The organism is Amycolatopsis sp. NPDC104587 (assembly GCF_055583645.1).
The window spans coordinates 1-12,076 of the sequence record NZ_JBVJNO010000026.1; the positions used below are offsets into that span (position 1 = coordinate 1).

11 protein-coding genes and 1 rRNA gene are annotated in these 12,076 nt (G+C 72.7%); 11 read left to right on the forward strand and 1 reads right to left on the reverse strand.

The window, feature by feature from the left end; all coding sequences use genetic code 11:
- From rrf to recN, 7 genes are all read left to right on the forward strand, one after another.
- Positions 1-92: ribosomal RNA gene (gene rrf / locus ACZ61C_RS46360) — 5S ribosomal RNA — on the forward strand; the annotation flags it as partial.
- A gap of 96 nt (positions 93-188) precedes the next feature.
- Positions 189-2,384 (forward strand): tetratricopeptide repeat protein, encoded by a 2,196-nt coding sequence (locus tag ACZ61C_RS46365; RefSeq protein WP_465314381.1) that lies wholly within the window; start codon positions 189-191, stop codon positions 2,382-2,384.
- Positions 2,377-3,342 carry an HAD-IIA family hydrolase gene (locus ACZ61C_RS46370; protein WP_465314382.1) on the forward strand — a complete coding sequence of 322 codons (966 nt, stop codon included), beginning with the start codon at positions 2,377-2,379 and terminating at the stop codon, positions 3,340-3,342. Before ACZ61C_RS46365 ends, ACZ61C_RS46370 begins: the two co-directional genes overlap by 8 nt.
- Before the next feature lie 17 nt (positions 3,343-3,359).
- Positions 3,360-3,557: a hypothetical protein gene (locus ACZ61C_RS46375; RefSeq protein ID WP_465314383.1), complete on the forward strand. Its 198-nt coding sequence runs from the start codon at positions 3,360-3,362 to the stop codon at positions 3,555-3,557.
- Positions 3,558-3,562: 5 nt separating this feature from the next.
- Positions 3,563-4,372 carry a TlyA family RNA methyltransferase gene (locus ACZ61C_RS46380; RefSeq protein WP_465314384.1) on the forward strand — a complete coding sequence of 270 codons (810 nt, stop codon included), beginning with the start codon at positions 3,563-3,565 and terminating at the stop codon, positions 4,370-4,372.
- Positions 4,369-5,295, forward strand: coding sequence for an NAD kinase (locus ACZ61C_RS46385; protein WP_465314385.1), 927 nt, complete (start codon positions 4,369-4,371; stop codon positions 5,293-5,295). The genes ACZ61C_RS46380 and ACZ61C_RS46385 overlap by 4 nt, the downstream gene beginning before the upstream one ends.
- Positions 5,296-5,385: 90 nt before the next feature.
- Entirely contained in the window at positions 5,386-7,164 is a 1,779-nt protein-coding gene (recN, locus tag ACZ61C_RS46390; RefSeq protein ID WP_465314386.1) for a DNA repair protein RecN, read from the forward strand.
- A gap of 6 nt (positions 7,165-7,170) precedes the next feature.
- Here the strand turns inward: recN and ACZ61C_RS46395 are convergent, their stop codons facing one another.
- On the reverse strand, positions 7,171-7,617 hold the full coding sequence (locus tag ACZ61C_RS46395) for a MarR family winged helix-turn-helix transcriptional regulator (protein ID WP_465314387.1): 447 nt from the start codon (positions 7,615-7,617) through the stop codon (positions 7,171-7,173).
- Between the two features lie 66 nt (positions 7,618-7,683).
- On the opposite strand from ACZ61C_RS46395, the gene ACZ61C_RS46400 reads away from it, so the two are divergent.
- The 4 genes from ACZ61C_RS46400 to ACZ61C_RS46415 all read left to right on the forward strand — a co-directional run bounded on the left by ACZ61C_RS46400 (position 7,684) and on the right by ACZ61C_RS46415 (position 12,068).
- Positions 7,684-8,676 carry a zinc-binding alcohol dehydrogenase family protein gene (locus tag ACZ61C_RS46400; protein ID WP_465314388.1) on the forward strand — a complete coding sequence of 331 codons (993 nt, stop codon included), beginning with the start codon at positions 7,684-7,686 and terminating at the stop codon, positions 8,674-8,676.
- A complete protein-coding gene (locus ACZ61C_RS46405) occupies positions 8,673-9,848 on the forward strand; it encodes a DUF1266 domain-containing protein (RefSeq protein ID WP_465314389.1) in 1,176 nt (391 codons plus the stop codon). Before ACZ61C_RS46400 ends, ACZ61C_RS46405 begins: the two co-directional genes overlap by 4 nt.
- 88 nt (positions 9,849-9,936) lie before the next feature.
- Positions 9,937-11,121 (forward strand): putative cytokinetic ring protein SteA, encoded by a 1,185-nt coding sequence (gene steA / locus ACZ61C_RS46410; RefSeq protein ID WP_465314390.1) that lies wholly within the window; start codon positions 9,937-9,939, stop codon positions 11,119-11,121.
- Positions 11,118-12,068 (forward strand): copper transporter, encoded by a 951-nt coding sequence (locus tag ACZ61C_RS46415; RefSeq protein WP_465314391.1) that lies wholly within the window; start codon positions 11,118-11,120, stop codon positions 12,066-12,068. Before steA ends, ACZ61C_RS46415 begins: the two co-directional genes overlap by 4 nt.
- The last annotated feature ends 8 nt before the right edge of the window (positions 12,069-12,076 follow it).

Consider the following 12,076-nt stretch of genomic DNA (forward strand, 5'->3'; position numbering starts at 1 on the left):
CGCCCGGTCCCATTCCGAACCCGGAAGCTAAGCTTGACAGCGCCGATGGTACTGCAACCGAAGGGTTGTGGGAGAGTAGGACACCGCCGAACTTACCTTCCGTACGGCCCGTTAGGATAGCCAGTTGGCTGCCCTAGCGGGCCGTACGCGTATGTCCGGAACAAGATTTTTCCATGGCAGGAGGCCAGGTGTCCGAGTTCGGTCGACGAGACTCAGCGGATGATGGGTCAGGCCGGTCGGCACGCCGGGACGAAGGCTCCCGGGGCCGGTCGGACGGACCCGGGGGAGACCGACGTGGTGGCCGGCAGGACCGCGGCGGCCGCGACGGTGGACACCAGGGGCGCCCTCGCCGTGACGACCGTGGGGTTCGCGGGGGTGGCAAGCCCTTCCGCGGCTCGGACGGTCCCCGTGAGCAGCGCGGAGGATACGCAGGTCAGAGCCGTGACAGCGGTGGCCGGTCCGACAACCGGGACGACCGTCGCGGGGGCGGCGGGTACGCCGGCCGCGACTCGGGCGGCGGGTACGCCGGCCGCGACTCGGGCGGCCGGTCGGGTGGCGGCAGCCGGTACTCCGATGGGCCCGCCCGCTCCGGCAGTGGCCGGTACGAGGACCGCGGCAGCCGCTCCGGTGGGACGGGCCGCGACGACCGCGGTGGCCGGCCCGGTGGCGGCCGCCCCCAGGGCAAGTCGTCGTTCGGCGACCGCAAGCCGCGCTGGGAGGACCGCAGCGGCTCCGGCCGCCGCGACGACGACCGCGGCGGCGCTCGTTCGGGTGGTTTCCGCTCGGACGACCGCGGGCGCTCGGGCAGTGACTCGCGCGGTGACCGCGGTGGCTTCCGCTCGGACGACCGCAACCGCGGCAGTTTCCGTCCGGACGACCGCAACCGCGGCGGAAACGATTCGCGGGGCGACCGCGGCGGATTCCGTTCCGACGACCGCGGGCGCGGCGGAAACGATTCGCGCGGTGACCGCGGCAATTTCCGGTCGGACGACCGCAATCGCGGTGGCAATGATTCGCGGGGCGACCGCGGCGGTTACCAGCGCCGCGACGACGACCGCGGCTCCCGCTCCGGTGGCGGCTACCGCTCCGGCGGCAGTGACTCCCGCGGCAGCTACCAGCGCCGGGACGACGATCGTGGCACCCGCAGTGGTGGCAGTGACTCCCGCGGCAGCTATCAGCGCCGCGATGACGACCGCGGCACGCGCAGCGGTGGGAGCGACTCCCGTGGCGGCGGCTACCAGCGCCGAGACGATGACCGTGGCACCCGCAGCGGCAGCGATTCTCGCGGCGGCAGTTACCAGCGGCGAGACGATAACCGCGGCAGCGACTCCCGTGGCGGCAGTTACCAGCGGCGCGACGACAACCGCGGCAACGACTCCCGTAGCGGCAGCTACCAGCGCCGAGACGACAACCGCGGCAGCGACTCCCGTGGCAGCAGCTACCAGCGCCGCGATGACGACCGCAGCAGCAGCACCAGCAGCAGCGACTCCCGGGGCAGCTACCAGCGCCGCGACGATCGCGACTCGGCCAAGCGGGGCACCGGCGACAGCCGCCCCGCCGCTCGGGACCATGACCGCAAGGACCGCCGGGACGACCGGCCGCGGCGCGACCCGCGGCCCAAGGTCGGCGGCCCGCTCGACGACGAGGCCCTCGCCAAGGAGCTCCTCGAGGCACCTGAACTGCCCGAAGACATCGAGTACTCCGACCTCGACGAAGAGGTCCGCCGTGAGCTGCGGACCCTGCCGAAGGGGCTCGCGGAGACCGTCGGGAAGCACCTCGTCGCCGCCGGTGGGCTGATCGACAGTGATCCCGAGGCCGCCCTCGAGCACGCCAAGTACGCCAAGGCCAAGGCCTCGCGCGTGCCGATCGTGCGTGAGGCGCTCGGCCTGGTCGCCTACCACGCCGGCAACTGGTCGGAGGCGCTCTCGGAACTGCGCGCCGTCCGGCGGATGACGCGCAGCGACGAGCACATCGCCATCATCGCCGACGCCGAGCGGGCGCTGGGCCGGCCCGAGCGGGCTCTCGACCTCGCGAAGGAAGCCGACACGGCGAAGCTGGCGAAGGCGACTCAGGTCGAGCTCGCGATCGTCGCGGCCGGGGCGCGCCGGGACCTGGGGCAGCTCGACGCCGCCGTCGTCTCGCTGCAGGGTGACGACCTCAAGGCCGAGAAGCGCGACCCGTGGAGCGCTCGCCTCTTCTACGCCTACGCCGACAACCTCGCCGCCGCCGGGCGCGAAGAAGAGGCCGTCCGGTGGTTCCTCAACTCGGCCGACGCCGATGCCGAGGACGAGACCGACGCGTCCGAGCGCGCCGCCGACCTGGCCAACGCCGGGCAGGACAAGGACGCCGAAGAAGCGAAGGACACCGAAGCCACCGATGAGTGACGCCCTGCTCGCGGTCTACGACGCGGTCCTCTTCGACCTCGACGGCACCGTCTACCACGGCACCCGGGTGATCCCGGGCGCCCCGGAGACCGTCCGCGCGGCCCGCGAGCACGGCACACCCGTCCGCTTCGTGACGAACAACGCGTCCAAAGCCCCGGCGGAGGTCGTCGACCACCTCACCGAGCTCGGCATGCCCGCCGAGGCCGGCGAGGTGCACACGAGCGCGCAGGCCGGGGCGCAGCTGCTCAAGGACCGGCTCGAGCCCGGCGCCGAGGTCCTCGTCGTCGGCACCGAGTCGCTCGCGGCCGAGGTCGCCGGTGCCGGGCTGAAGCCGGTGCGGGAGAACGGCGACGGCGTCCAAGCGGTGGTGCAGGGCCACTCGCCCGACAACACCTGGGCCGCGCTGGCCGAAGCCTGCCTGGCCATCCGCGCCGGCGCGCTGTGGGTCGCGTGCAACGTCGACGCGACCCTGCCCAGCGAGCGCGGCCTGCTGCCGGGCAACGGCTCGATGGTCGCCGCGCTGCGCACCGCCACCGACGTCGAGCCGCTGGTCGCCGGGAAGCCGGAGCCGCTGCTGTTCGAGACCGCGGCGAAGTCCGCCGGTGCGGAGCATCCACTCGTGGTCGGTGACCGGCTGGACACCGACATCGCCGGCGCGGTCGCCGCGGGCGTCGACTCGCTGGTCGTGCTCTCCGGTGTCGCGACGCCGAAACAGCTGATCGAAGCTGTTCCGGCCGAGCGCGCCACCTACCTCGCCCAGGACCTCACGGCTCTCGAAGCCAAGGCCGAGGACCTCAAGATCGGGCCGCGCCCGGGCTGGACCGTGACCACAGAAGACGGCGTGCTGGACGCGGAAGGCGACGGCGACGCCCTGGACCTGCTGCGCGCGTTGTGCCACACGGCCTGGGAGACGGGCGTCACCGAACTCGGCGCGCGCGCCGAGGCGAAGCTCGCCTGACTGATACCGTTCGAAGCGTGCAGGACCACCCCTATCCCGTCCCGGGCCCGCCGCCCGGTTCGTTCTCGCAGCAGACCGACCCGCGGGCCGGCATCGAAGAAGCCGTCGCCGGCCTGGACGACCTGGACGCGCTGCCGCTCGGTGAGCACGTCGAGCGCTTCGACGCCGTGCACACCGAGCTGACGGTCGCCCTGTCCAGCATCGACAAGGTCTGACCACGGTGCCCAAGCGGGCGCGCCTCGATGCGGAACTGGTTCGGCGCGGCCTCGCCCGGTCGCGCGAGCAGGCGTCGGCCCTGATCACCGGCGGCAAGGTCACCGTGCGCGGTTTGGTGGCGAGCAAACCCGCCACCGGTGTCGAGACCGACGCGCCCATCGTCGTGAAGGACGAGGACGACCCCGGCTGGGCCTCGCGCGGCGCGCACAAGCTGCTCGGCGCGCTGGCGGCGTTCGACGGCTTGAGTGTCGAAGGCAAACGCTGCCTCGATGCCGGCGCGTCGACCGGCGGGTTCACCGACGTCCTGCTGCGCAACGGCGCCGCGACCGTGATCGCCGCCGACGTGGGCCGTGGCCTGCTCGACTGGCGGATCCGCACCGACGAACGTGTAGTGGTCATGGACCGCACCAATGTTCGCTCCCTCTCTCCCGACGACCTCGGCGGGCAGGTCGACGTCGTCGTCGGGGACCTCTCGTTCATCTCCCTCAAGCTCGTGCTGCCCGCGCTCGCCGCCTGCGCGCGAGAAGGCGCCGACCTGGTGCCGATGGTCAAGCCGCAGTTCGAAGTGGGCAAGGACCGGCTCGGCAGCGGCGGTGTCGTGCGTGACCCCGAGCTGCGCGCCGAGTCGGTGCTCACCGTCATCGACGAAGCCGCGAAGCTCGGGCTCGCGCTGCGCGGGGTGACCGCCAGCCCGCTGCCCGGGCCGTCCGGCAACGTCGAGTACTTCGTGTGGCTCAAGAATGAACACGAGGCCGTGGACAGGTCTGAGGCCGAGCGGCTCGTCCGAACCGCCGTCGAGGAAGGGCCCGCATGACCACCGAACGTGAAGTGCTCCTCATGGTGCACCCCGATCGTGAAGCGACGGGCGAGGCGGCGCGCGAGGTTTCGGCGCGCTTCGCCAAGGCCGGCATCCGGATCCGGGTGATCGAGGACGACGTCTGCTCGCTGATCAACCCGGACGAGCACGGGGTCGGCTCGACCTGCACCGTCGTCGACCCGGACGACAACCCCGCCGCGGGGGTCGAGCTGGTGTTCGTCCTCGGCGGTGACGGCACGCTGCTGCGCGCGGCCGAGCTGGCCCGCCGGGCCGGAGTGCCGGTGCTCGGGGTCAACCTCGGGCGCGTCGGCTTCCTCGCCGAGGCCGACTCGGACGCGCTGGCCGACACCGTGCAGCGGGTCGTCGACGGTGACTACCAGGTCGAAGAGCGGATGACCATCGATGTCACCGTCACCCACGACGGCGCCGAGGTCGCCCGCACCTGGGCGCTCAACGAGGCCAGCGTCGAGAAGAGCACCCGCGAGCGGGTGCTGGACGCGTTGATCGAGGTCGACGGCCGCCCGGTGTCGGCCTTCGGCTGCGACGGTGTGCTGTGCGCCACACCGACCGGTTCGACGGCGTACGCGTTCTCGGCGGGTGGCCCGATCATCTGGCCCGACGTCCAGGCGCTGCTGGTCGTGCCGAGCAACGCGCACGCGATGTTCGCGCGGCCGCTGGTCGTCTCGCGCAACTCGGTGATCACCGTCGGGATCGACCCCGACGGCTCGTCCGCCGTCCTGACCTGCGACGGCGGCCGGCTCATCGACCTGCCGCCGGGCGCCCGGGTCCGGGTGACGTGCGGCACGACGCCCGTCCGGCTGGTCCGGCTGTGGGACGGGCCGTTCACGGACCGGCTGGTGCAGAAGTTCTCACTGCCGGTGAAGAGCTGGCGCGAGCGCCACGCGCGTCCCTGCGAGTAGGGACCGCTCGGCGATCCATTCGAACATATCGGCGACTCGCCGGGCTCCCGCGCGCGCAGAGTGTCGGTGGGGGCCGCTACGGTAGGCGGCGTGCTGGCCGAGATGCGCATCCAGGGCCTCGGAGTCATCGAGGACGCCCTGCTGGAACTGCACGCGGGCTTCACCGTCGTGACCGGTGAGACGGGTGCCGGTAAGACCATGGTCGTCACCGGGTTGCACCTGCTCTCCGGGGGCCGGGCCGAGGTGTCCAAGGTCCGGACGGGGATGCTCAAGGCGTTCGTGGAAGGGCGGTTCACCTATTCCGGCGTCGAAGGCGCCGAACGGATCGTCACCGATTCGGGTGCGGACGTGGACGAAGACGGCAGTGTGATCGCGCTGCGCGCGGTCGCCGTCGACGGCCGGTCCCGCGCCCACCTGGGCGGCCGGTCCGTGCCGGTCGGCGTGCTCGCGGAGCTGTCCGAGCAGCTGATCGCGGTGCACGGGCAGAACGACCAGCTGCGGCTGCTGCGGCCCGCCGAGCAGCGCGCGGTCATCGACCGGTTCGCCGGCGACGCGGTGGCGAAGCCGCTGCGGGCCTACCAGGAGGTCCGGTCCGAGTGGCTGGCGGTGATCGCCGAGCTGACCGAGCGGTCGACGCGCTCGCGGGAGCTGGCCCAGCAGGCCGACCTGCTCAAGCACGGGCTGACCGAGATCGACGCCGTCGCGCCGGAGCCGGGCGAGGACGCCGAGCTCACCGGGCAGATCAAGCGGCTCGCGGCGGTCGACGAGCTGCGCGCGGCCGCGACCGAGGCGCACGTCGCGGTCTCCGGTTCCGCGGACGGCGACCCGGACGCCCCGGGTGCGGCCGGCCTGGTCTCGGAGGCGCTGCGGCGGCTCTCGACGTCCGAGGACGCCGTGCTGCGAGAACTCGCGCCGCGCTTGGAGGAGGCGTCGGTGCTGCTGGCCGACGTCGGCGCCGAGCTGGGCAGTTACGTCGAGACGCTGGACGCCGACCCGGCGCTGCTGGAGAAGGTGCTGGCGCGCCAGGGTGACCTCAAGCGGCTGACGCGCAAGTACGCGGCGGACGTCGACGGCGTGCTCGCCTGGGCCGACGACGCCCGGCGCCGCTTGGAGTCGATGGACACCTCGGAAGAGGCGCTGGCGGAGCTGGGCATGCGGCGCGACCAGCTCGCGGTGCAGCTGGCCGCGCACGCCGTCGAGGTTTCGGCGGCCCGCGAGAAGGCCGCCGCCGAGCTGGCCGCGGAGATCACGCGGGAGCTGTCCGGGCTGGCGATGGGCCAGGCCGCGATCGAGGTGACGGTCGAGCAGCGCCCGGCCGAGCACGGCGACACCCACGCGCTGGTGCTCGACGGCCGCGCGGTGCACGCGGGCGCGGAGGGCGTCGACGACGTCGAGCTGCTCCTGCGCGCGCACGACGGCGCGCCGCCGCTGCCGGTGCACAAGGCCGCGTCCGGCGGTGAGCTGTCGCGGGTGATGCTGGCGATCGAGGTGGTCCTCGCGCACGCGGACACGGTGCAGACGCTGGTGTTCGACGAGGTGGACGCCGGGGTCGGCGGCCGCGCGGCGATCGAGATCGGCCGCCGGCTGGCCCGGCTGGCCCGCACCCACCAGGTCCTGGTGGTCACGCACCTGCCGCAGGTCGCCGCGTTCGCCGACCAGCACCTGGTGGTGGACAAGGGCCACACCGGCGGGGTCACGCGCAGCGGCGTGAAGAACCTGAGCCAGTCCGACCGGGTGAGCGAGCTGGCCCGGATGCTCGCGGGCATGGACAACGAGACGGGCCGCGCGCACGCCGAGGAGCTCCTGGCGACGGCGGCGAAGGACAAGGCCGACTTCGAGCCGAAACGCAAGCGGGCCAAGAAGAAGTAGGGCGGGTCAGCCGGCGTCCAGGTCCGCGGTGATGGCGCGGAACACCGCCGCCAGCACCCGCGCCTGCTCGGCGCTCACGTGGTCGGCGAAGTACCGCTGCACGCCGCGGACGTGCGTCGGCCAGGCGTTCTCCAGCGCCGCCAAGCCCTTCGGCGTCAACACCACCAGGGTGGCGCGGCGGTTGCCCGGGTCCACCTCGCGCTGTGCGTAACCGTCGCGCTCCAAGCCGTCGACGAGGCGGGTCAGGCCGCTGGTGCTGTGGACCAGCGCGTCGGCCAGGTCCTTCATGTGCAGGCGCCGGTCCGGGGCCTCCGACAGCTGGACGAGCGCGTCGTACGTCCGGTGTGTCATGCCGTGCTCGGCGCGCAGCTGGGCGTCGAGGACCCGCAGCAGCAGGGCCGACGAGCGCAGGAAGCCGCGCCAGGCCTCGTCGTGATCCCGGGACAAGCTCACCCGGGGAATAGTACTCGCGCGGACAGTTGTTGTGCGGACTGTTCGCTTGCGAAGAAAGGGTCCACGATGCGCGCAGTCGTCCTCCGGGAACCCGGTCCCGTCGAGAACCTCGAACTCACCGACCTCCCGCTGCCCGAGGTGAAACCCGGCTGGGTGCGGATCGCGGTGCGGGCGTTCGGCCTCAACCGCTCCGAGCTGCACACCCGCCTCGGCCTGGCCGACGGCGTGACGTTCCCGCGCGTGCCGGGCATCGAGGCCGTCGGCGTGGTCGACGCCGACCCGGACGGGGAGCTGACGCCCGGGCAGCAGGTCGCCACGATGATGGGCGGGATGGGCCGCACCTTCGACGGCGGTTACGCCGAATACACGGTGGTGCCGAAGGGGCAGGTCATCCCGTTCCGCTCGGACCTGCCGTGGGAGGTCCTCGGCCAGGTCCCGGAGACGCTGCAGACCGCGTACGGTTCGCTCACCACCGGGCTCGACCTCAAGAGGGGCCAGACGCTGCTGATCCGCGGGGGCACCTCCGCGCTCGGCTTTGCCGCGGCGGCCCTGGCGAAAGACCTCGGCGCCACGGTCTTCGCGACCACCCGGCAGCCCGACCGGCTCGACACCCTGCGCGAACACGGCGTCGACCACCCGCTCTCCGACGACGGCGACGTCGCGGCCCAGGTCCGGAAGATCGCGCCCGAAGGGGTCGACGCCGCCCTCGAGCTGGTCGGCACCCCGACCCTGCCGGACACCCTGAACGCCACGCGTGTGCACGGCACGGTCTGCTTCGCCGGCATGTTGTCCAACCAATGGACGATCTCGAACTTCTATCCGATCGGATACCTTCCCGCCGGGGTGCGGTTGACCGCTTATGGTGGTGAGGCGGACGACCTGCCCGCCTCCGTCCTCCAGCGCCACCTCGACCGGATCGCCGCCGGCGAAACGAGCCTCGGCCCCGCGAAGGTGTACCCGATGACGGAGATCCGGCAGGCGCACGACGACCTGGAGCACAACCGGACGGCGGGCAAGCTCGTCGTGCTGACCGGCCGAGCGGAGGGAGCCGCCCCGTGATCGTGCCGCCGCCGGCCGACCTCGAAGCCCAGCTCGCCGCCGCGCGGCGGGACGGCGACCTCGACCGCTACCTCGGCCTGCTCGCCGGGGAAGAGCTGTTCGTCCCGATCCGGCGGGTGGACGCGCTGAGCATCCTCGACGAGCGCGCGGAGACCTTCCCGAACGTCTACTTCGAGACCGGCGGTGACGAGTTCTTGCAGGTCTTCACCCGCGGCGCCCTGCCGGACCTCGGTTCGGACGTGGTGGCCATGAGCGGCGCGCTGGACTGGGCGGTCGACGGGGTCGGGCGGCACGAGCGGGTCGTGTTCAACCGCGGCACGCGGGGCGAGTGGCGGCTGCCGGGCGCGACGCTGCAGCCGTGGCTCGACGGGCACCTCGACGACGTCACGCCGCTGGAGGAGCAGGTCGAGCGGCTGATCACTGCGCCGTACGGGCATCTCGAAGGGCCGATCGCGCACGCCCTCGCCTGCGGCGCGCACCTGGCGGTGCTGAACGCCGCGCCGTGGAACGTCCTCGACGCCCGCTACCACGACTACGTCGCCGAGGTCCGGGGCCTGCGGGACTGGTGGGGCGTGCCCGACCCGCCGGGCTGGCGCGCCACCATGGCCGACCTGATCGGCGACGGGTACGCACTGACCCCGGGCAACCTGGTGCTGATGCTGCGCCTGCGGTTCGCCGCCGAGTACGGCCTGACCGGCGGGGAGCTCGACCCGCTGACCTGGGCGGAGCTGGTGGACCGGTGGTGCGCGGAGAACGACGCGGCCGACCAGGCCGACGAGCTGCGCCACACTGTCCGGCGGGTGTCGCGCTGCGAGCAGCGGTTCCGGGCCGACGGCCTGGTCGACACGGACGGGTTCGTCACGACGGCGTTGTCGTGGGACGTCGGCCGCGCGGTCAACATCGCCCGCTGGGGTCTCGCGGCCGGCTACTGCGACGCGCTGACCGCCGAGCTGATGGTGCTCGAGGCGGGTTCGCTGGCGCGTCGCTACCACCAGTCATGGGCCGACCTGTCGGCGGGGTACGTCATGGGCCGGGTGCTGCACGCCGAGGACGACGAGTTCGGCGAGTGGTACCCGGCGGCCGTGCGGGTCCACCACCAGCTCCTTCAGGACCCGGCGAGCCCCTGGGTGAACCTCGGTTTCGGGTCGCTTTCGGAGGAGTCCGAGGCCTGACCCGTGCGGGGGAGGTCACCACAACGAGTCACCTCGGCTACGGCGTGGCGCACATCGTCCCACGAGCAAATTTGTCACCATCGGCCACATGAAGCTCACCGGCTTGCTCACGCGGAACCAAGAACCCCTCCCGGGGATCACCGGCGTCGCCCGCGTGGACCGCCGGACCCGGGAGCTGCTGCGCCGGATCAGTCCCGGCGACATCGTCGTGCTCGACCAGCTGGACCTCGACCGCCAGACGGCCGACGCCCTGGTCGAGGCCGAGGTCGCCGGCGTGGTCAACGCGTCGCCGTCGATCTCCGGCCGGTTCCCGAACCTGGGCCCCGAGATCCTCATCGCCGCCGGTGTCCCGCTCGTCGACTCGGTCGGCGGTGAGCTGCTGCGCACGATCAAGGACGGCACGAAGCTGCGGCTGCACGACGGCCTCGTGTTCGTCGGCGAGCGCCAGGTCGCCTCCGGCATCGAGCAGACCGCCGACAGCGTCGCGGACCAGATGATCGAGGCCAAGGCCGGGATGTCGACGCAGCTGGAGGCGTTCTCGGCCAACACCATCGAGTTCCTCCGCCGCGAGCGCACCCTCATCCTCGACGGCGTCGGCGTGCCGGAGCTGAAGGTGGTCATCCGCGACCGGCACGTGCTGGTCGTCGCGGGTGGCAACGGGCACGCCGAGGACCTCAAGAAGCTCAAGAAGTACGTCGCCGAGCACCGGCCGGTGCTGATCGGCGTCGACGCCGGCGCGGACACCCTGCGGGTGCAGGGGTACAAGCCGGACGTCATCGTCGGCGACCCGACCGGCATCGGCACCGTCACCCTGCGCGGCGGCGGGGAGGTCGTGGTGCCCGCGCAGCCGGACGGGCACGCGCCCGGGGTCGAGCGGATCCAGGACCTCGGCATCGGCGCGGTGACGTTCCCCGCGACCGGCAACGCCGAAGACCTCGCGCTGCTGCTGGCCGACGCGCACGGCGCGAACCTCGTCGTCACGGTCGGCTTCCAGGCCACCCTGCGCGAGTTCCTCGACCACGGCCGGTCCGGTTCGAACCCGTCGACGTTCCTGACCCGGCTCAAGCTCGGCACGAAACTCGTCGACGGGAAAGCGGTGGCGACGCTGCACCGCAGCCGGGTGTCGATCGGCGCGGTCGTCCTGCTCGTGCTCGCCGCGGTCGTGGTCGTCGCCGCGGCCCTGCTGGTGTCCGACGTCGGCTCGGTCTACCTGGACTGGCTCCGGCACACCTGGAACTCGCTCGCCGCCTGGGTCAAGGGACTGTTCACGTGATTTCGCTGCGCTACCACGTCGTTTCGATCGCCGCCTGCTTCCTCGCGCTCGCCGTCGGGGTCGTGCTCGGCTCGACCGCGCTGAACGGCTCGCTGCTGTCCGGGCTGGCGGGGGAGAAGAAGGACCTGGGCAGCCAGGTCTCCGATCTCGAGGCGCAGCGCAACGCGCTCAACGCCCGCCTGGCCGACGCGGACGCGTTCGCCGGCGCAATGGGGCCGAAGGTCGTCGCCGGAGTGCTGGACAAGCGGTCGGTGGTCCTGGTGACCACCGAGGACGCGCGCCCGGCCGACCGCGACGCGCTCAAGCAGCTGATCGGCCAGTCCGGCGCTTCGGTGACCGGCGAGGTGCAGCTGACCGCCGCGTTCGCCGACCCCGACAAGGCCGACCAGCTCCGCGACGTCGTCACGCGGCTGCAGCCCGCCGGGTCGAAGTTCCCGACCGCGGGTGACTCCGGCACGCTCGCCGGCGCGCTGCTCGGATCCGTGCTGCTGCTGGACAAGACCACGGCGAAACCGCAGTCCTCGGTGGAGGAGCTGGCGGCCGCCCTCGGCGGGCTCACCGACGGCGGGTTCGTCAAGGCGGGCCCGGACGTCAAGCCGGCGCAGCTGGCGGTCGTGCTCACCGGCGCCCAGGCGACCGGCGACGGCGCGGGTGACCGCGCGGCGACGATCGCCCGGTTCGCCACCCAGCTCGACCGCACCGGCGCGGGCACGGTCCTGGCCGGCGACGCCGGCTCGGCGGAAGGCACCGGCGCGCTGGGCGTGGTCCGCGCCGACACCTCGGCGACGTCGATTCTGTCCACTGTGGACAACGTCGACTCGTCGGCCGGCCGGGTGAGCACGGTGCTGGCGTTGAAGGAACAGCTCGACGGGGGCGCTGGACGCTACGGCATCGCCGGCAACGCCCAGGCCCCCGCACCGGGAGTCGGCGCCCCCAACGGCAACTGATGTCGTGA